Below are 20264 nucleotides of genomic sequence, written 5' to 3'. Positions count from 1 at the left end.
ACATAAAAGAAAGATTTTTACAGACTTGCAGGATTATAGGACTAGTGAGACGAATTAGATTAACAGGCAGATTACAAAAGGTGGTGTATTCGCATGAAGCATCCTTTTTCACGTTTATTCGGCATCGGCGAAAAGAGCCAGCAAACCTTAGATCCAGAACCAGCTGAAAAAAACGACAACGAAGAAGTACTTCAAATTCCGGTTCGGCAGATTATTCCAAACCGGTTTCAGCCAAGAACGGTTTTTATAGATGAACGAATTGAGGAATTATCACAAACTATAGAAGCTCACGGAATCATTCAGCCAATTGTGGTGCGCAGTATTGGAGAAGATCAATACGAACTGATTGCAGGAGAACGCAGATGGCGGGCTGTCCAAAAATTAGGCTGGGAGAAGATACCGGCTATTGTAAAAGAAATGGATGACTCCCAAACGGCTTCTGTAGCTCTTATTGAAAACCTTCAGCGGGAAGAACTGACAGCAATTGAAGAAGCAATGGCCTATGCAAAACTATTGGAGCTCCATGGACTTACTCAAGAAGGCTTGGCACAAAAATTAGGAAAAGGCCAGTCTACCATTGCAAATAAGCTGCGGTTATTAAAGCTTCCGCAGTCTATTCAAGATGCTCTTTTGCAAAAGAAAATAACGGAGCGTCACGCCAGAGCTCTAATTGTATTAAAGGTACCAGATAAAATGGAACTCGTCTTGCAGGAGATTCTCGAGAAACAATTAAACGTTAAACAGACTGAAGACCGGGTTAAAAAAATGATCGAGTCTGAAACAGCAGAGAAAAAACCGCAGGCTCGCCGCAAGTCATACAGCAAGGACATGCGCCTTGCAATTAATACTGTTAGACAATCCGTTGATATGGTCGTTCAAAGCGGACTGTCCATTGATACCGAAGAAGAAGAACATGAAGAGTTTTACCAATTCACAATCCGTATTCCTAAAAATTAATTGTAAGACCACCCGTTAGAGATTCTTAGCGGGTGGTTTTTTATTTTTCATTCTGCTCAAATAATCGATAATATCAAATTTTATCCGGGATGCTGCGATTTTCGAAAATTATATAACCGGCCGTATGCGTAAAACGTAAAATAAACATGCAGAAAAAACTCTTTTTTTCATTATTTCAATAAGTTATTTTAAATGCTTCATGATAGAATAATAGATAATTGATTGTTCATAAAGTGAGGTAGGTGACAACGTGGCGAAAATCATTGCAGTAGCCAATCAGAAAGGCGGAGTCGGAAAAACGACTACGTCAGTCAACCTGGGTGCATGCTTAGCGTATTTCGGAAAAAAAGTTTTATTAGTAGATATAGATCCTCAAGGCAACGCTACTAGCGGAGTAGGTGTGGATAAAGGAGATATCGATCAATGTATCTACAATGTCCTGGTTGAGGATGTGGAAGTAAAAGATGTGATAGTAGAAACTATCTGTGAAGGACTACATATACTCCCTTCAACGATACAACTCGCTGGAGCGGAGATCGAGCTTGTACCAACGATATCACGGGAAGTGCGGTTGAAAAGAGCTTTAGAGAAGGTGAGTCCAATCTATGATTTTATCATCATCGATTGCCCGCCATCTCTTGGACTGCTTACTATTAACTCCTTAACAGCATCCGACTCAGTAATTATTCCGGTCCAATGTGAATATTACGCACTCGAAGGTTTAAGTCAGCTTTTAAACACTGTGCGACTTGTGCAAAAGCATTTAAATACTGAACTGATGATTGACGGTGTTTTGCTCACAATGCTGGATGCGCGAACGAACCTAGGCATTCAGGTAATCGAAGAAGTGAAAAAGTATTTTCAGGATAAAGTGTATGAAACGATCATACCAAGAAATGTTAGACTCTCAGAAGCGCCGAGTCATGGAAAGCCGATAATTATATATGATCCAAAATCCCGGGGTGCAGACGTTTATCTAGACTTTGCGAAGGAAGTGATTGGCATTGGTGAAAGGGTTAGGTAAGGGACTGAATGCATTTTTCCCGCCTTCAGAGGCTGGAGAAGAAGAACAAGTCCGGGAAGTCAGTGTAAAAGAACTTAGGCCGAATCCATATCAGCCACGAAAAGTTTTTGACCAAAAAGCAATCGGTGAGCTGAAGGAATCCATTCAGGAACATGGAATTCTGCAGCCAATAGTAGTAAGGAAAAGCATTAAGGGCTATGAAATAGTTCTTGGTGAACGAAGGTTCCGAGCGGCAACAGAAGCGGGACTAAAAACCATTCCTGTCATTGTTAAAGATTATTCTGAGCAAAAGATGATGGAAGTTGCACTTATTGAAAACCTTCAGCGTGAAGATTTAAATCCCGTTGAAGAAGCGCAGGCTTACCAAAAGTTAATCGACCATCTTAAACTCACTCAAGAAGAACTAGCTTCTAGAGTAGGGAAAAGCCGTCCTCATATTGCGAACCATATCCGTCTTTTGCAGCTGCCCAAACCTGTTTTAGAGCTGTTATCCAACGGCATAATCACGATGGGGCATGGACGTGCTCTACTGGGCCTTAAGAAAAAAGCAAAAATGCAGCAGGTTGTACAGCGGATTACAGATGATGGCTTGAATGTAAGGCAGCTTGAGAAACTCATACAGGATATTAACATGAATGTTTCACGTGGAACAAAAAAGAAAACCACACAGACCAACGTGTTTTTTAAAGAAAAAGAATCCTTTTTACGAGACCGTTTTGGAACAAGTGTTTCAATAAAAAAATCAAAACGTAAAGGTAAAATTGAAATAGAGTTCTTCTCTGAAGATGATTTAGAACGTATATTAGAACTTTTGGAAAAGTAACAGTATGAAACCATCGTATCGGTGGTTTCTTTTTTAAAAATTTTATTCTTTTATTCGAAATTGTGCACACCTCGTTCTTAGACGGTCCTGAATAAACAATGAAGGATCTTTAAGGATTGGTTTTGGTTTTTTCAATACATAAAAATAAGTAATCACCTTGATTAACGCTTTAAGAGAAATCATCAGTGGGTCTACTTGGATAGGAGATAAAACATATGTCGCTGTTAGGAACAATTGTTAACGGTATTGCAATCATCTCTGGAAGTTTTTTAGGTTTATTCTGGACTGCCATACCAGACAGATTTAAAGATACTATTCTTCAGGCAATGGCGTTAGCAGTTACGATATTAGGAATAGGTATGGGGCTGAAAAGTGAACAATTTCTAATTGTTATTGCTAGTCTTGCCATAGGAGGAGCGTTAGGAGAATGGTGGGATCTAGAAGAAAAGCTGAATGCAGTCGGAAGATGGCTTGAAACGAAGATAGGCAAACAGGAGAAGGGTTCGGTTGCAACAGGATTTGTTACAGCTACGCTTGTTTTTGTAGTGGGGGCGATGTCCATTGTCGGTGCTTTAGACAGCGGTTTAAGACAGGAGCATGATGTACTTTACACAAAAGCCTTGATTGATGGATTTTGTGCGATCCTGTTCACTTCAGCTCTTGGAATTGGTGTTATGTTCTCTGCAATTCCTGTTGTTTTATACCAAGGAGCTATTACACTTTTGGCGACACAAATCGATCGGTTTGTTCCTCAGGATCTTATGGATGCGCTTATCGTAGAGATTACAGGAACAGGAGGGATTATGATCGTAGCAATAGGTTTAAACCTTCTTGGTGTAGCTAAAATCCGTGTGGCTAACCTTTTACCGGGACTATTGATTGCTGGAATCCTTGTTTTCATCGTTGAAAAATGGGATAGCATTCTTGCTTTTTCACAAGGAATTCTATAAAAAAAGCCGCTTGTATCTAAAGATATGAGCGGCTTTTGTAATTATTGTATTTTGTAGATATCTGTTGAGCGTATTTCTGCTTGATGCATCATGTTTTTTTGCTGAATCTTTTTTCTCAGGCAAGCCATATGAAGTGAATCTGCAATTAAGTCAGCCATTTTCATTACGATACTAAGTCTTGTGTTCTGAAGAACGAAATATTCCATAAAACCACTAACGTTCACAATTCCAGTAATATGCATGTCACCGACTGGTGGAAGCTGTTTGTTTACTCCGGCTCCGGGTCTAACAGGACCTTCATTAATAGAAACCATTCCGACATGATTCAAGCGCCCAAGACAAGCATCAATTCCGACAATAAATGCTCCGGGATGCTCCGTTTCAATCAACTTTAGTTTTTCTTCGAGATTTACCGCATGTACGGGATCATCGAGTGTGCCGTACACATAGAAGGGAAAGGTATCTTTATTGTGAAGCTTTGTACCGACAAGAGGGCCTAATGCATCACCTGTTGACCTGTCTGTTCCGATACAGACAATAACAACTGGCTGATGGCTCGATTCCGGAAGCATAGGCAGTATTTGTTCTGTAATTCTTAGTGTGGCTTCCTTGTCTTCGTGGTGCAATTTATATTGAATGGGTTTCCCTAATCCCAGCTTCCGTTTGAGGAACATGACATCCTCTCCTTTATCATGGTACTACTAGTATACGGAAGAATTCCTTTTCCTATACATGGTAGAATAGAATAATCACAGACTTTTGTTTAGAGTCTATACCCGTTTAGGGCGTTCCCGTAACCGAATAAATTTTTAATACTGTTTTTCAATGAATGACATTGTATTTCTCTGTAAAAGCTGTTTAAATAATTTCATAATCATAGAGAGGATGGAACTGCATTGAAAGGTAAAGATGATGTAGTTGATACAGCAGAACAAGCCATTACTATATTTTCAGATAAAGATTGGTGGACCGGAATAGCAGCCACAAGTTTAAAAATTGTAGGAATAATACTCATAGCAGTCATCTTTAAATACATCATTAAAGCTGCTATCTCAAATGTTTTTAAAGTCAGACTAAAATCTCCTTTACGCCTTAGCGAAAGAAGAGAGAACACCTTATTTAGACTCCTAAATAACATAGCTACCTATGTTATTTATTTTGTAGCTATCTTAGCGATATTAAGTGAGTTTATGGATGTGAGAGGAATCCTTGCCGGTGCAGGAGTCGTAGGACTAGCCATCGGTTTTGGTGCACAAAACCTCGTGAGAGATATTATCACAGGCTTCTTTATTATCTTTGAAAATCAGTTTTCTGTAGGAGACACAGTACGAATTGCCAGTTTTGAAGGAACCGTTGAAGAGATCGGTTTGCGAACAACAAAAATAAAAAGCTGGACAGGAGAACTGCACATCTTGCCGAATTCGTCTATCACAGAAGTGACGAACTTTTCTGTGCATAACAGCATTGCTGTAATCGATTTAAGCATTGCTTACGAAGAAGATATTGATAAGGCGCAACGAATTATTGAAGATGTAGTTAAAAAAGTAAAACCTAATTATCCCGAAATGGTAAAAGATCCTGAAGTACTCGGTGTTCAAATGCTGGGTGCTTCTGAAGTAGTCATACGGGTGACATCTGAAGTGCTACCGATGACCCACTTTAAAATAGCAAGAGAGCTTAGAAAAACACTGAAGTTTGAACTTGAGAAAGCAGGTATCGAAATTCCATATCCGAAAATGGTTACGTATCATAAAGATGCTAAGCCAAAAGAAATTAAGAATAAGATGGAGGGTTGATGATGCAGCAGCAAAAAGAATTTCACCTTCATGATGAAGTAGAAATGAAAAAACAACACCCTTGTGGAACGAATCGGTGGAAGGTTATTCGAATGGGGGCAGATATTCGGATTAAATGTATGGGGTGTCAGCACAGCGTAATGCTGCCGAGATCGGAATTCGCTAAAAAGATTAAGAAAGTATTGGCGTCACCAGGGGAGTAATACAGGAGGTAATGAGATGGAGAAGGCGGTTTCTGCATGTCCTTTGAATTGCTGGGATGCGTGCAGCTTTCACGTGAATATTGATCAACAAGAAGTAAGAAGCATAGCGGGCAATCATGATCACCCAGTAACCCAGGGGAAAATATGCGGAAGAGGCCGGCTTCTTGCAGAAAGAACAAATTCTCCTCAGCGTATTTTACATCCGTTGAAAAAATGGAATGGTGAATGGATTCAAATCAGTTGGGATCAAGCATTAGATGAGATTGCTTTAAAAATGAAAGAAGCAAAAGAAAAATTTAGCCCTCGGGCGGTTATGCACTCACATGATTATTCCAACAACGGACTTTTAAAATGTCTCGATCAGCGATTTTTCAACTGTTTCGGGGGTTTAACAGAAGTAGTGGGCAGTCTATGCTGGGGAGCCGGCATCGCGGCCCAAAAATGGGATTTTGGTAATGCCTACAGCCATGCACCGGATGATATAGAAAACAGCAAACGTATCGTTGTTTGGGGAAGGAATGCAGCGAATACGAACATGCACCTTTATATAAGGCTTCAAAACATGAAGAAAAAGGGTGTACCCATTACCGTAATTGACCCTATCCACCATACTACGGCTAAATTAGCTGATCGTTACGTATGCATAAAGCCTGGAATGGACGGTTGGCTGGCATTAGGCGTCATAAAGACCATTCTTAAGAACGGTTGGGAAGATAAGCATTTTATTGAAAACTACACAGAAGGTTTTCAGGATTTAGTCGAACTCGCCTCAAGTATTTCCTTTAAAGAAATTGAAAAAGCTGCAGATGTTTCACGTGAAACAATCCAGGAATTAGCCGACACTTATACGAGCGGTCCGACATCCACTTTTCTTGGACTAGGGATGCAAAGGTATAGGAACGGCGGAAACACGATTCGTTTAATCGACGCACTTGCAGCGGTAAGCGGGAATGTTGGAATTCCTGGCGGAGGGTGCAACTATGGGAATCTTGCTGTTGGCGAAAGTTTCAGCAAAGAAAAACTGACACTACCGGAAAGACGTAAAGAGGTTCGTCAGTTCACCCGAATGAATCAGGCCGAAGATATCTTAGGTGCGAAAGAACTTCCGGTTGAGGTTCTTTTTATCACAAGAAGCAACCCTTTAACTCAAGTACCGGACACAAATAGAGTAAGAAAAGCTTTTGAATCAGTTCCGACAGTCGTTGCAGTGGATCAGTATATGACAGATTCTGCAGCGATTGCAGATTATGTGCTGCCTTGTACGACAGTCTTTGAGGAAGAGGATATTTATTACGCTTCCATGTATCATCATTATATGAATTATGGCAAAAAGCTCGTTCCTCCAAAAGGGGAAGCAAAATCCGACCGGGAAATCTGGAAAATGCTCGCAGAAAGGCTGGGCTTTGGCGACGATTTCAAATATACTACGGATGATTTTTTAGAGATGGGACTTCAATCGCTGAATAAGTACGGAATCACACTTGAGAAGTTAAAAAAAGAACAGTTCATAGAGCTGCCTGTAGATTCTGTTCCATGGAAAGACAGGCATTTTCAAACCCCGACCGGGAAATATGAATTCACTTCAACATTAGCTCTTCAGGAAGGGTTTTCAGATGGAAAGATAAAACTGATCTATCCCGAAGAAAGTGAAGTAAATCTGCCAGAACACACAAAGCAATTTCCTTACCAGCTCTTAACGATACACCCTTTGCGGTCTAACCACTCCCAAAGTTATCATCTAATAGGAAGCCTGCAGTCCATTACCGTTCACGTTTCTGATTCGATCGCTGATTTTAAAGGGATAACTGAAGGTGATACGGTTGAAATATACAATAAGAGAGGGCGGGTAAGAGGCAAAGCGAAAATTATTAAAAACGGGCATCCTAACGTTATTAATGTTGATGAAGGGCAATGGCAGCGATTTGGAGGAAGTATTAACGTCCTGACCCCGAGCGGTGAATCTGACCTTGGTCAAGGCAGTACGTTTTATGACTGCAAAGTAGACATCGAAAAAATAAGCTAAGACAGGGCCGGGTACTGCAACCCGGTTCTTCTTGTTTTTTAATGTGATAAAACCTATAATTGGGAAGGATATTTTTTTACATCGAATCAGAGTCTCGGTTCTCCGAGCTTCATATAAAAAAGAGGAGTGAAATAACAGTGGCTCTTACAACTGGAATCGTTGGTTTGCCGAACGTTGGTAAATCAACATTGTTTAACGCTATTACTCAGGCAGGTGCCGAATCTGCTAACTACCCTTTCTGTACGATTGATCCAAACGTAGGGATTGTAGAAGTACCTGATCACCGTCTTAACAAACTAACAGAGCTTGTACAGCCTAAAAAAGTTGTGCCGACAACGTTTGAGTTTACCGATATCGCTGGTATTGTTAAAGGAGCAAGCAAAGGGGAAGGACTTGGAAATAAATTCTTATCTCATATCCGTCAAACCGATGCAATCCTGCAAGTAGTTCGTTGTTTTGATGACGAAAACATTACACACGTTCACGGAAAAGTAAATCCGATCGATGATATTGAAGTTATAAATCTTGAGCTTATCTTTGCTGACTTAGAGTCTATAGACAAGCGTATCGCACGTGTAGAAAAGCTCGCAAAATCGAAAGATAAAGAAGCGGTAGCTGAATTTGCCGTTCTTTCTAAAATAAAAGAAGCGTTAATGCAAGAGCTTCCTGCAAGAAGTGTTGATTTAACACCAGAAGAAAAGAAAATTGTTCATGCTATGCATCTTTTAACAATGAAACCGATTCTTTACGTTGCAAACGTAAGTGAAGATGAGCTTCTAGAAGGAACAAATGAGCATGTTGAAGCTGTAAAAGAATATGCTGCTCGTGAAAATGCGGAAGTTATTGTGATCTGTGCAAAAGTTGAGGAAGAGATCGCTGAGCTTGATGGTGACGAAAAGATGGCTTTCTTAGGAGAACTTGGAATTGAAGAAGCGGGTCTTGATAAGCTGATCCGTGCTTCATATTCACTTTTAGGATTAGCGACATACTTTACAGCAGGTGTTCAGGAAGTTCGTGCATGGACGTTCCGCAAAGGCATGAAGGCTCCTCAATGTGCAGGAATTATCCACACTGACTTCGAGAGAGGATTTATCCGTGCAGAGGTTGTTGCTTATGATGACCTTATGGCTGCGGGCAACATGGGTGCTGCCAAAGAAAAAGGAAAAGTTCGTCTAGAAGGTAAAGAATACGAGATGAAAGATGGAGATGTTGTACATTTTCGCTTTAACGTTTAAAAAAGTTATTTTCCGTAAACTTTGTTCTATTGAAAGTGGTTGATTTCCGCTCCAGGATGCTCGCTTTCCGCGGAGGGTAAAGTGAGCATCGGTGAAAGATATATGAAGTGCTGCTCCTGCGTCTACAAGAAAATTCTGCCGAAGTCAGCTTCCTCGTCGCATGTTTGTCGAGAAGAATAATCAGGGGTAGCTGGTGCTCCTGCGTCTACAAGAAAATTCTGCCGAAGTCAGCTTCCTCGTCGCATGTTTGTCGAGAAGAATAATCAGGGGTAGCTGGTGCTCCTGTGTCTACAAGAAAAACAACAGCGAAGCGAGTTTCCTCGTCGCATGTTGCGAGAAGGATAGCCAGGTAGCTGGCACGCTGATCCCGCAGGAGTCTCGCACCTTACGCTCGAAGCGACTTTACAAAAACATTTAGAATCAACCACCTTTTTGAAAAAAGCATTAAAAATAGAAAAACGGAGGAAAGCTGCGGCTTTTCCTTTTTTTTAGGCTTAATTTTAAAGTTAGCTTGTTTTATTCAGCATGTTTTGATATAATTCTTTATTGTGAGTTAATTGTCAACAAATATTGAATTTGATGATTTTCTCCTTGCCCTTTAACATTTGTTTTTGGGCCGCTTAGACCAAAAGGAGGTGAACGGAATGAAAAAGTACGAAATCATGTACATCGTCCGTCCGAATATCGAAGAGGAAGCTCTTAAGTCAACAAAAGAGCGTGCGAAAAGCATCCTAACTGACAACGGTGCGGAAATCGCGAACGAAAAGGAAATGGGTAAGAAGCGTTTAGCTTACGAAATCAATGACTTCCGCGATGGATACTACACGCTATTGGAAGTTAACGCTCCAAACGAAGCGATTAATGAATTCGACCGTCTTATGAAGATCAACGAAGATGTTCTTCGTTTCATGACAATTGTAGACGAAAGAAATTAATCCTTTAAGGAGTGGTTCTGAATGCTAAATCGTGTAGTACTGGTGGGACGTTTAACGAAAGACCCAGAATTAAAGTACACTCCAAACGGTGTGGCAGTAGCTAATTTCACACTTGCTGTAAATCGTCCTTTTTCGAATCAGCAGGGTGAGCGTGAAGCAGATTTTATTAACTGTGTCGTATGGCGAAAGCCCGCTGAAAACGTGGCAAACTACCTGAAAAAAGGTTCACTTGCCGGAGTGGATGGACGTTTGCAAACACGTTCTTACGAGAACAATCAGGGTCAAAGAGTGTATGTTACTGAAGTAATGGCTGAAAGCGTTCAGTTCCTTGAACCGAAAAATGCTAATGCCGGCGGCCAGCAATATCAAGGCGGCAACAACTTTAGTGGACCATCAAATGACCGCGGATTTGGGCAGCAAAATCAGAACCGCAGCTATGGAAGTGACAACGGATTTGGCGGACAGCAGCAGCAGAACCCAAAACGTAATAACTTCAACGATGACCCGTTTGCAAATGATGGCACGCCGATCGACATTTCTGATGACGATCTGCCATTCTAAACAACTAACGTAAACTATGAATCGGAATATATAAAATAAAAATAAAAGGAGGGGACCATCAATGGCTGGACGTCGTGGTGGACGCCAAAAGCGTCGTAAGGTTTGTTTCTTCACTGTAAACAAAATCACTTACATCGACTACAAGGACACTGATCTTTTGAAGCGTTTCATTTCTGAGCGCGGTAAGATTCTTCCTCGTCGTGTAACTGGTACATCTGCTAAATATCAACGTCAATTGACTCGTGCGATCAAACGCTCGCGTTACATGGCTTTGTTACCATATGTATCTGAATAAGATCATTAAAGAAGCGCAGTAAGGTTATCCTTGCTGCGTTTTTTGTGTTTTTTGCAGCTGCATACAGGGATTAATTCTTTTTTCTGGAAATTAGACATGGAGATTTTAAAGGAGATGATCCTATGCAAAAAACTAAAGTAACACCATTTCAAATTCCTTATCTTCAATTGCCTGTAAAAGACCCTGTTCGATCAGCTGAATTTTATCAAAATATATTCGGGATGGAGTTTTCGTTTCCTTATAATCCTGAAGATGGAGCAGCCTATATGATGTACCGTGATAATTTGGCAGTTGGTTTAGTCGAATGCGAAGAGGTTCCTAGTTTTGATTTTGTAAATGTGAAAGGTGAGCGGCAGGCTGTCTTAGCGTTTGAAATAAGGGACATCCACACTTTTTATGGAAAACTGCAGAATCAGGGAATTTTTACGGAAGAAATTACGTTTAAGCCTGGCGGAGGTTATAATTGTAAGAGTTCCTGATGGGCATCCTTCACATATATGGAGCGGATGGCCGAAAGAGGCTTAAAAGTTTGCAAAAAAACAGCCCTGTGCTGTTTTTTTACTTTTAATACAGAGATGTATCATCACATTTTGTTTACATCCAATGAAGTACGTCTATGCTAGAATTAGCATTAAAGTTGAATTACTGCGGGTATGTTACTACAATTGAAACATATGAAGAAATTTATGAGGTGAATCATGCGCAATACTAAAGTATTGGTAGAGGGTGCTGTCGTTTCGGGCATTTACACTCTTCTTTTTTTGATCAGTATGTACATACCGTTTTTTAGCCTTTTTTCCTTATTTATTCTGCCTCTGCCTTTTATTATCTATATTTATCGGCATAATCTTCGGTCGGGATTGCTTTTATGGGCAGTTACTTTTGGTGTGTCTCTTGCATTTGCAGGGATCAACGGTATAATCGTAACTCTATTTTCTGGTTTAACCGGAATTGTAATGGGTGAACTTTACAGAAGAAAAAAATCTGCTTTTGCAGTTCTGCTTGGTGCCAGTTTAGCGAACCTTTTAAACATGCTGGCCACACTTGTGATTGCTCAAGTGATAATGGGCATTAATTTTGTTACTGAATTAAAACGAAACTTTCAAACTGCAATAGGGACTGCAGAAGAGTTTTATAGAACGAGCGGGCAAGATCCGTCGCAAATCGAAAAGTTTAAAGAGCAAGCGGATCTTATTCCGATGATGCTTCCTACTTATATTATTGGCGGAGCAGTCATACTTGCTTTTTTAACACATCTGGCTGCAAGAATGCTTATGAAAAGACTGCGCTATGATGTACCTTCATTTCCGCCATTTCGAGAGTGGAACCTGCCCAAATCGTTTTTGTGGTATTATATTGTAGCGATTATATTAACATTCAGTACCCCTGAAAAAGGCACCGCTTTATATATTGGAACGATAAATTTGTATATGATATTATCGTTTGTACTAATTATTCAAGGTTTTACAGTTATCTTTTATTATGCCTGGATAAAGAATTGGAAGAGAAAAAGAATCATATTGTTAATTATACTCTTATTTTTGCTGAACTCTTTCCTGCCAATTCCTCTGGAAGTCGTGAAATTCTTAGGTATAATTGATTTAGGTTTTATGATTAAAAAACGGTTGAAACCAAAACAGTAGGAGCTGAAAATATGCCAAAGTTTTTGTTAAAACGGTGGCATGGTTATCCCGTCATCGCCTTATTTGTTACTTCTGTTGTGCTGGTGAGCATCATCACATATTTTCAATGGATGATTGGAATGGCAGGCTTTGTGCTATTAGGCGGCTTATTTTATTATGCCATGAGGGCCGAAGCTAGTTTTCAGGAGGAACTAGGTGACTATATTTCTACGCTTTCTCATCGCCTGAAGAAGGTAGGCGAAGAAGCGCTTATGGAAATGCCGATCGGGATTATTTTGTATGATGAGGATTTTAAGATTGAGTGGGCGAACCCATATATGGGATCGCTGATTGAGGAAGAATCCTTTATCGGGCATTCTCTAAACCATGTTTCAGAAGAACTTATTCCTTATATTAAAAGTGATGCGAAGGAAGAAGTAATAAAGATTAATACACATAAATTCCAAGTGAATTTTAAAAAGGAAGACCGGCTTCTTTACTTTTTTGACGTAACTGAACAGCTTGATCTTGAACGTTTATATGATGAAGAGCAGACAGTTATGGCGATTATCTATCTGGATAACTATGAAGAAGTAACGCAAGGGCTGGATGACCAGTTCCGTTCGACGATTAACTCTAAAGTAACTTCTGTTTTGAATGAGTGGGCGAACGAGCATGGCATCTTCCTTAAGAGAACATCTTCAGAACGTTTTTTAGCTGTGTTTAACCAGCGGATTTTATATGAATTAGAAAAAAATAAGTTCAGTGTTCTCGATGAAGTTCGAGAATCAACGGCTAAGCAGAATGTTTCTCTTACCCTTAGTATCGGGGTAGCGGCAGGAACTTCTTCACTTCCTGAACTTGGCCAGCTTTCACAATCCAGTCTGGATCTTGCTCTTGGGCGCGGAGGTGACCAGGTGGCCATTAAACAAACGAATGGAAAAGTGCGTTTTTACGGTGGTAAAACGAACCCTGTTGAAAAACGTACCCGTGTTCGAGCAAGGGTTATTTCACATGCTCTTAGTGAATTAGTAGCTGACAGCGACAAAGTGATGATCATGGGGCATAAAAACCCTGATATGGATTCGATCGGATCGGCGATCGGGATTTTAAAAGTGGCTCAAGTAAATGGAAAAGACGGATATGTTGTTCTTGACCAGTCGGATATCGATATTGGTGTTCAGCGACTGATGGATGAGATCAAAGAAACGGAATCCGTATGGAAGTTCTTTATCAGCCCGGAAGAAGCACTTGAGATCGCTTCACGTGATACGCTGCTTGTCGTTGTTGATACACACAAACCATCTATGGTTATTGAAGAGAAGCTTTTATCAAAGCTTGATCATGTTGTGGTAATCGACCACCATCGTAGAGGAGAAGAGTTTATTAAGGATCCTGTTCTTGTTTATATGGAGCCTTATGCTTCTTCGACTGCAGAACTTGTAACAGAGCTGCTGGAATATCAGCCTAAGCGGCTTAAAATGCGCATGCTCGAGGCGACAGCCCTCCTTGCGGGAATTATTGTAGATACGAAGAGTTTCACGCTCAGAACGGGTTCTCGTACGTTTGATGCAGCATCTTATCTAAGGGCGCATGGTGCAGATACTATTTTGGTGCAAAAGTTCTTAAAAGAAGACTTAAATACGTACACAAGACGCTCTAAGCTGATTGAGAGTGCTGAAGTTTATAAAAAAGGCATCGTAATCGCCAAAAGTACTCCTGAGGATGCTTACAATCAAGTGGTGATTGCTCAGGCTGCAGATATCTTATTAACGATGAACGGCATTCAAGCTTCTTTTGTTATTTCAAACCGAATTGACGGAAAAGTAAGCATCAGTGCACGCTCGCTTGGGGATATCAACGTGCAGATGATCATGGAACGATTAGAAGGAGGAGGTCATTTAACAAATGCCGCCTGCCAGATCGAAAACAGCACGATTGATGAAGCTGAAAGACATTTAAAGCAGATCATTGATGAGTATATTGAAGGGGGAGAAGAGGAATGAAAGTAATTTTTCTTCAAGATGTAAAAGGCAAAGGTAAAAAAGGGGAAGTAAAGAACGTTTCTGAAGGATACGCCCGCAACTTTCTTTTTCCTAAGAACTTAGCTTCAGAAGCTACACCAGGTGCTATGGCAACACTTCAAGGCCAGCAAAAGAGCGAAGAGAAAAAACAGCAGGCTCAGCTGGAAGAAGCTGAAGCGCTAAAAGCAAAGCTTGCTTCCATTACCATTACGATTAAAACAAAGACTGGTGATGGCGGCCGTGTATTTGGATCTGTCACAAGTAAACAAATTGCAGACGGTCTGAAAGAACAAGGCATTAAAATCGACAAGCGTAAAATCGAACTAGCTGAACCAATTAAATCACTCGGATTCACGAATGTGCCAGTAAAGATTCATTCACAAGTAACTGGAACAGTTAAAGTACACGTAACGGAAGAATAAAAAAAGCCGGGATTTCCCGGTTTTTCCGTGTTTATAAAAAAAGAGGAGAGGAGGAACAGACGAATGAACGATTTATTTGCCGACCGTATACCACCACAAAATATTGAAGCTGAACAAGCAGTACTGGGCGCGATCTTTCTAGAACCTGAAGCTTTGATTACCGCATCGGAGATCTTGCTTCCGGAAGATTTTTACCGGGCAACGCATCAACGAATCTATCGTGTCATGCTTGACTTGAACGCTAAAGGAGAGCCTGTCGATCTCATAACAGTGACCTCTGAGCTATCGGATAATAACCAGCTGGATGAAGTGGGCGGCTTATCCTTTTTAACGGAACTTGCCGACAGTGCTCCAACTGCTGCAAACATCGAATATTACAGTAAAATTGTTGAAGAGAAGTCGCTCCTCCGCCGTTTGATTCGGACAGCTACTGAAATAACGGCAAACAGCTATGCGCGTGAAGAAGAAGTAGAAGCGATTTTGAACGAAGCCGAAAAATCAATTCTAGAAGTTGCGAACCGTAAAAACACGAGTGCTTTTACGGCGATTAAAGATGTTTTAGTGCATGCCTATGACAACATTGAAGCTCTTCATAACCGTAAAGGTGATATCACAGGTATTCCTACAGGATTTAATGACTTGGACAGGATGACGGCTGGTTTCCAAAGAAACGATCTGATTATCGTTGCTGCCCGTCCATCAGTAGGTAAAACAGCGTTCGCCCTGAATATCGCTCAAAATGTTGCGACTAAGACGGAGGAGAATGTAGCAATCTTTAGTCTTGAGATGGGAGCAGAGCAGCTTGTTATGCGTATGCTTTGTGCGGAAGGAAACATTGATGCTCAGCGCCTTCGTACAGGTGCATTACTGCCTGAGGATTGGCAGAAGCTTACAATGGCGATGGGAAGCCTTTCAGCGGCTGGAATTTATATTGATGATACGCCTGGTATTAGAATCAATGATATCCGTGCAAAATGCAGACGTCTTAAGCAGGAAAAAGGCTTAGGAATGATACTGATTGATTATTTGCAGCTTATCATGGGAAGCGGGAAGTCCGGAGAAAACCGCCAGCAGGAAGTTTCCGAAATCTCCCGTTCATTAAAAGCTCTAGCCCGTGAGCTGGAAGTACCTGTTATTGCTCTGTCTCAGCTATCTCGTGGTGTAGAATCCCGTCAGGACAAGCGTCCGATGATGTCTGATATACGTGAATCAGGTTCCATCGAGCAGGATGCCGATATTGTAGCCTTCCTTTATCGTGATGATTATTATGATAAAGAAACGGAGAGTAAGAATATTATCGAAATCATTATTGCAAAGCAGCGTAATGGCCCCACAGGAACGGTAGAGCTTGCTTTTGTAAAAGAATACAATAAATTCGTTAACCTGGACAGGCGACACGATGAGAGTGCCATACCGCCAGGCGCATAAAAAAAGCAGCTGGATTAGTCCAGCTGCTTTTCCATTTCTACAATCTGTTTTTCAGATAACCAATTTTCAATGCGGATTTTCACTTTTTCTTTTTGAAATGCCTGCCACTTTTCCGTTAAGTTAAGCTGTTCGATTGTTTCATTAAATCGTGCAAATGGATTATCTTCATTGAGTGCATGCAATAATTCATTATGTTGATTCTGACTTTCAAACTCGACCATCCAGCTGAAAGATTCCACATTCATTACTTTTGGAATCTCAATAAATCGTTCAGGTTCATCAGCATCTAAAAACTCTAAATTAGGCAATCCTCCTGGTTCGATCGCATCGAGAAGGATTATTTGTTCACTTTTATCTAAATAATAGATATGGTTAGCAGCGTCATCCATATAAGCAACCATTAATTTCTCAATAAACAATTGAATTAGACCTCCTAAACAAGGTGTATACTACAGGATACGATAAAGCTTTTAATCTTTTGACTATGGGAATGTAAATATTTTACGAACAAATGTTATAATTATGCATTTAATGTTCGTGTTTTTCGTTGACTTTCGCTTAAGTTATTGCTAAACTAAGCATGGTTTTCAAGATTAGGCGATAAATTCGCCGGTCGTTAATTTGATGGAGGTGCAACCATGTCATCAGTAGTAGTAGTGGGAACACAATGGGGAGACGAAGGTAAAGGTAAAATTACTGACTATCTCTCAGAAAAAGCAGAAGTAGTAGCAAGATATCAAGGCGGAAACAACGCTGGTCATACAATTGTATTTGAAGGTAAAAAATATAAGCTTCACCTAATTCCATCAGGAATCTTTTATAAGGATAAAATTTGTGTAATCGGAAACGGAATGGTTGTTGATCCGAAAGCTGTTCTTGAAGAGCTTGCATATCTTCACAGCCATGGAGTAAGTACAGATAACCTTCGTATCTCAAACCGTGCTCATGTTATCCTTCCTTATCATCTTCGTCAGGATATTTTAGAGGAAGAAAGCAAGGGTGCTAACAAGATCGGTACAACAAAAAAGGGTATCGGCCCTGCTTATATGGATAAAGCAGCGCGCATTGGCATTCGTATCGCTGATTTATTAGACCGTGAAGTATTTGAAGAAAAGCTTGAGCGCAACCTGGCTGAAAAGAACCGCTTGTTTGAGCGTATCTACGAATCAGAAGGCTTTACTAAAGAAGAAATTTTAGACGAGTACTTTGAATATGGCCAGCAAATCGAAAAGTATGTTGTGGATACATCTGTTGTATTAAATGATGCTCTAGACGATGGCCGCCGTGTTCTTTTCGAAGGGGCACAAGGGGTTATGCTTGATATCGACCAAGGTACGTATCCTTTCGTAACATCATCCAATCCGATCGCAGGCGGAGTAACAATCGGTTCTGGTGTAGGTCCATCTAAAATCAACCATGTTGTAGGTGTTTCAAAAGCTTACACAACACGTGTCGGTGATGGTCCGTTCCCAACTGAACTTCATGATGAAATCGGAAATCAAATTCGTGAAGTTGGCCGCGAATACGGTACAACAACTGGACGTCCGCGCCGTGTGGGCTGGTTTGACGCTGTAGTCGTTCGTCACGCTCGTCGTGTATCAGGTATTACAGATCTTTCATTGAACTCAATCGACGTACTAACAGGCATTGAAACATTGAAAATCTGTGTGGCTTATAAATACAAAGGTGAAATCACGCATGAGTTCCCAGCAAGCCTTAAAGTACTTGCTGATTGCGAGCCGGTATTTGAAGAAATGCCAGGCTGGACTGAAGATATTACTGGAGTGAAAGATCTCGGAGAGCTTCCGGAAAATGCCCGTCATTATGTAGAACGTATCTCACAAGTAACAGGCATTCCGCTATCTATCTTCTCAGTAGGACCTGACCGTGCACAAACAAACATGGTAAGAGGCGTATTTGCATAAAAAATGATAAAAAAGGAGCTCCATGTTCGCAAGGAGCTCTTTTTTTGTTTTATAGAGTTTTTTCTCTTGTTAATGTTTGTGTGAAGAAGACAAATCGAGCTAATGATTATATGGAAAGTACACGGAAAATTAATCCCACGATAAACGAGAAAATCCCACGTTATTTGCAATAAACACGATTTTCGACATTATATGCAAAATAGACTGTTAATAGAAGACATGCTATAGCTATTTTATATAAAAACAGCAACTTGAAAAGTTTTTATAAAAAAATAAAACAAAAACATATTGTCAAACCCTCAATATCGTGATAAAGTAACACTTGTCGTGAAAAAACGACATTGTTATTCTAAGAGCCATTAGCTCAGTCACGAGCAATACAACGTGATTGAATGACGAGTTGTCTCGACGGATACGCTCTTACATACTTCGCTTTTAGAGGAAGAGACAGGGTACCGACGGACACGATTAGCAAGAGCCATTAGCTCAGTCACGAGCAATACAGCGTGATTGAATGACGAGTTGTCTCGACGGATACACTTACATACTTCGCTTTTAGAGGAAGAGACAGGGTACCGACGGACACGATTAGCAAGAGCCATTAGCTCAGTCGGTAGAGCATCTGACTTTTAATCAGAGGGTCGAAGGTTCGAGTCCTTCATGGCTCACCACTTTTTTCTAAAAAGTGGCCCGTTGGTCAAGCGGTTAAGACACCGCCCTTTCACGGCGGTAACACGGGTTCGAATCCCGTACGGGTCACCATTTTTATTTTAATAATCTTTAGTTTCTGGACTCGTGGTGTAGTGGTTAACATGCCTGCCTGTCACGCAGGAGATCGCCGGTTCGACCCCGGTCGGGTCCGCCATTTTTTCTTAACAATTTTGTTTTTTTAAAAAAATTTGGCTTGATAGCTCAGTCACGAGCAATACAACGTGATTAAACTACGAGTTGTCTCGACGGATACACCTTAACACTTCGCTTTTAGAGGAAGAGACAGGGTACCTACGGACAGTATAACAACTTGGCTCGATAGCTCAGTCGGTAGAGCAGAGGACTGAAAATCCTCGTGTCGGCGGTTCGATTCCGTCTCGAGCCACCATTTTACTTTAATCCTAGAACATGCGGCATGCCTTTAGAGGCATGCTTTTTTTTATACTAAAGCTTGTACTTTACGCATAGACATTTAAGGAAAGTTTTTATTTAAACAACAGGGTTAACAACACTATGCTGCGAATATATTGTTATCAGACTGGGATGAGGAAGGCAGATGATCATACAAATGGAATTTCAATGGGTTCTTTATTTGATCGTAAGTTATCTTGTCGGTGGTTTGATGACAGGGTTTCTTGTAGCTAAATTATTTAAGGGTCATGATTTAAGAGTAATGGGGAGCGGTAATATCGGAGCCCGTAATGCGGGACGTGTTCTTGGACCATCTGGATTTGTCCTGACGCTGGCCGGCGACATTATTAAAGCTGCTGCGGTTGTATGGGCGGGCATTGAACTAGGTTTTCCTGAACACATTCAATTGCTTGGATTTTTAGCTGTCATCATGGGTCATCTATATCCCGTTTTTCTTAGGTTTCATGGAGGAAAAGGGGTAGCTTCGTTTATAGGCGGATTGATTGTTTTTAATTGGCTGTCTGCCGTGCTTGTTGGGGTGGCTTTTCTACTCTTTTATTCGATAAAAAGAAGTCTTACAGTGGCAGGTCTATTCGCATTTACGCTCTCACCTTTTTTTTATTGGCTGTTAGAGAAACAATGGATAGAAACATTAATCCTCATTCCAATCAGTTTGATGGTCGTGTATGTACAAAAGGATGATATCAAAGAACGAATCATGATAAGAGAATAAAATCGTTTAAGAGTAATAAGAGGTAACATCTCTATTACTCTTTTTTTACGCTCTTTGCATCTCCTCTATTCTTTCTTTTTAAACATCCGGTTTTTTACAGTTACATTACAAAAACCGATAAATTCTGACAAATGGAAAAGTAATATGATAGGATACAAAAGGTGATTACGGAGTAGATTGTCATAG

At 40.6% G+C, this 20264-nt stretch carries 20 protein-coding genes and 4 tRNA genes; 22 read left to right on the top strand and 2 right to left on the bottom strand.

Features of this window, described 5'->3' with window-relative positions; all coding sequences use genetic code 11:
* Positions 1 to 93: 93 nt before the first annotated feature.
* The 4 genes from noc (at position 94) to M3196_RS10020 (ending at position 3754) form a co-directional block, all read left to right on the top strand.
* Positions 94 to 957 (top strand): nucleoid occlusion protein, encoded by an 864-nt coding sequence (gene noc, locus M3196_RS10035; RefSeq protein WP_251322136.1) that lies wholly within the window; start codon positions 94 to 96, stop codon positions 955 to 957.
* A 250-nt stretch (positions 958 to 1207) separates the two neighbouring features.
* The gene (locus M3196_RS10030) at positions 1208 to 1981 is read left to right on the top strand and encodes a ParA family protein (protein WP_251322135.1); all 774 of its coding nucleotides are present in this window, start codon (positions 1208 to 1210) and stop codon (positions 1979 to 1981) included.
* The gene (locus M3196_RS10025) at positions 1962 to 2804 is read left to right on the top strand and encodes a ParB/RepB/Spo0J family partition protein (RefSeq protein WP_251322134.1); all 843 of its coding nucleotides are present in this window, start codon (positions 1962 to 1964) and stop codon (positions 2802 to 2804) included. Before M3196_RS10030 ends, M3196_RS10025 begins: the two co-directional genes overlap by 20 nt.
* A 215-nt stretch (positions 2805 to 3019) precedes the next feature.
* Positions 3020 to 3754, top strand: coding sequence for a DUF554 domain-containing protein (locus M3196_RS10020; RefSeq protein ID WP_251322133.1), 735 nt, complete (start codon positions 3020 to 3022; stop codon positions 3752 to 3754).
* 41 nt (positions 3755 to 3795) lie between these two features.
* Here the strand turns inward: M3196_RS10020 and yyaC are convergent, their stop codons facing one another.
* Positions 3796 to 4428, bottom strand: coding sequence for a spore protease YyaC (yyaC, locus tag M3196_RS10015; RefSeq protein WP_251322132.1), 633 nt, complete (start codon positions 4426 to 4428; stop codon positions 3796 to 3798).
* 222 nt (positions 4429 to 4650) lie between these two features.
* Here yyaC and M3196_RS10010 point away from each other — a divergent pair, with 222 nt between their 5' ends.
* The 12 genes from M3196_RS10010 (at position 4651) to dnaB (ending at position 16298) form a co-directional block, all read left to right on the top strand.
* A complete protein-coding gene (locus M3196_RS10010; RefSeq protein ID WP_276531318.1) occupies positions 4651 to 5550 on the top strand; it encodes a mechanosensitive ion channel family protein in 900 nt (299 codons plus the stop codon).
* A 2-nt stretch (positions 5551 to 5552) separates the two neighbouring features.
* Positions 5553 to 5753: a DUF951 domain-containing protein gene (locus tag M3196_RS10005; protein WP_251322131.1), complete on the top strand. Its 201-nt coding sequence runs from the start codon at positions 5553 to 5555 to the stop codon at positions 5751 to 5753.
* 16 nt (positions 5754 to 5769) lie between these two features.
* A complete protein-coding gene (locus M3196_RS10000) occupies positions 5770 to 7776 on the top strand; it encodes a molybdopterin-dependent oxidoreductase (protein WP_251322130.1) in 2007 nt (668 codons plus the stop codon).
* A 137-nt stretch (positions 7777 to 7913) separates the two neighbouring features.
* Entirely contained in the window at positions 7914 to 9011 is a 1098-nt protein-coding gene (ychF, locus tag M3196_RS09995) for a redox-regulated ATPase YchF (protein WP_251322129.1), read from the top strand.
* A 644-nt stretch (positions 9012 to 9655) separates the two neighbouring features.
* Entirely contained in the window at positions 9656 to 9946 is a 291-nt protein-coding gene (gene rpsF, locus M3196_RS09990) for a 30S ribosomal protein S6 (protein WP_251322128.1), read from the top strand.
* A 21-nt stretch (positions 9947 to 9967) separates the two neighbouring features.
* Positions 9968 to 10507, top strand: coding sequence for a single-stranded DNA-binding protein (ssb, locus tag M3196_RS09985; protein ID WP_251322127.1), 540 nt, complete (start codon positions 9968 to 9970; stop codon positions 10505 to 10507).
* A 61-nt stretch (positions 10508 to 10568) separates the two neighbouring features.
* The gene (rpsR, locus tag M3196_RS09980) at positions 10569 to 10802 is read left to right on the top strand and encodes a 30S ribosomal protein S18 (RefSeq protein ID WP_066294401.1); all 234 of its coding nucleotides are present in this window, start codon (positions 10569 to 10571) and stop codon (positions 10800 to 10802) included.
* Positions 10803 to 10924: 122 nt separating this feature from the next.
* Positions 10925 to 11281, top strand: coding sequence for a VOC family protein (locus M3196_RS09975; RefSeq protein WP_251322126.1), 357 nt, complete (start codon positions 10925 to 10927; stop codon positions 11279 to 11281).
* Between the two features lie 219 nt (positions 11282 to 11500).
* The gene (locus M3196_RS09970) at positions 11501 to 12445 is read left to right on the top strand and encodes a YybS family protein (protein ID WP_251322125.1); all 945 of its coding nucleotides are present in this window, start codon (positions 11501 to 11503) and stop codon (positions 12443 to 12445) included.
* An 11-nt stretch (positions 12446 to 12456) separates the two neighbouring features.
* Positions 12457 to 14430 (top strand): DHH family phosphoesterase, encoded by a 1974-nt coding sequence (locus M3196_RS09965; RefSeq protein ID WP_251322124.1) that lies wholly within the window; start codon positions 12457 to 12459, stop codon positions 14428 to 14430.
* Complete coding sequence (gene rplI, locus M3196_RS09960; protein ID WP_251322123.1) at positions 14427 to 14870, top strand: 50S ribosomal protein L9; 444 nt, start codon at positions 14427 to 14429, stop codon at positions 14868 to 14870. Before M3196_RS09965 ends, rplI begins: the two co-directional genes overlap by 4 nt.
* Before the next feature lie 63 nt (positions 14871 to 14933).
* Positions 14934 to 16298: a replicative DNA helicase gene (dnaB, locus tag M3196_RS09955; protein ID WP_251322122.1), complete on the top strand. Its 1365-nt coding sequence runs from the start codon at positions 14934 to 14936 to the stop codon at positions 16296 to 16298.
* A gap of 14 nt (positions 16299 to 16312) precedes the next feature.
* Here the strand turns inward: dnaB and M3196_RS09950 are convergent, their stop codons facing one another.
* Entirely contained in the window at positions 16313 to 16717 is a 405-nt protein-coding gene (locus M3196_RS09950; protein ID WP_251322121.1) for a UPF0158 family protein, read from the bottom strand.
* 219 nt (positions 16718 to 16936) lie between these two features.
* Between M3196_RS09950 and M3196_RS09945 the strand changes: the two genes are divergently transcribed.
* The 6 genes from M3196_RS09945 to M3196_RS09920 all read left to right on the top strand — a co-directional run bounded on the left by M3196_RS09945 (position 16937) and on the right by M3196_RS09920 (position 20078).
* On the top strand, positions 16937 to 18223 hold the full coding sequence (locus M3196_RS09945; protein ID WP_251322120.1) for an adenylosuccinate synthase: 1287 nt from the start codon (positions 16937 to 16939) through the stop codon (positions 18221 to 18223).
* A gap of 595 nt (positions 18224 to 18818) precedes the next feature.
* Positions 18819 to 18894, top strand: a tRNA-Lys gene (locus tag M3196_RS09940).
* Positions 18895 to 18910: 16 nt separating this feature from the next.
* A tRNA-Glu gene (locus M3196_RS09935) sits at positions 18911 to 18985 on the top strand.
* Positions 18986 to 19012: 27 nt separating this feature from the next.
* Positions 19013 to 19088 (top strand) — tRNA-Asp (locus M3196_RS09930).
* Positions 19089 to 19246: 158 nt separating this feature from the next.
* Positions 19247 to 19322, top strand: a tRNA-Phe gene (locus tag M3196_RS09925).
* 168 nt (positions 19323 to 19490) lie between these two features.
* Complete coding sequence (locus tag M3196_RS09920; protein ID WP_251322119.1) at positions 19491 to 20078, top strand: glycerol-3-phosphate acyltransferase; 588 nt, start codon at positions 19491 to 19493, stop codon at positions 20076 to 20078.
* Positions 20079 to 20264 lie beyond the last annotated feature (186 nt).

The sequence above is a fragment of the Fictibacillus nanhaiensis genome (assembly GCF_023715445.1).
In the GTDB taxonomy this organism is placed as follows: domain Bacteria; phylum Bacillota; class Bacilli; order Bacillales; family Fictibacillaceae; genus Fictibacillus; species Fictibacillus nanhaiensis_D.
The sequence above is the reverse complement of the archived record's forward strand: the minus strand, read 5'-3'. Positions and strand labels throughout refer to the sequence as shown.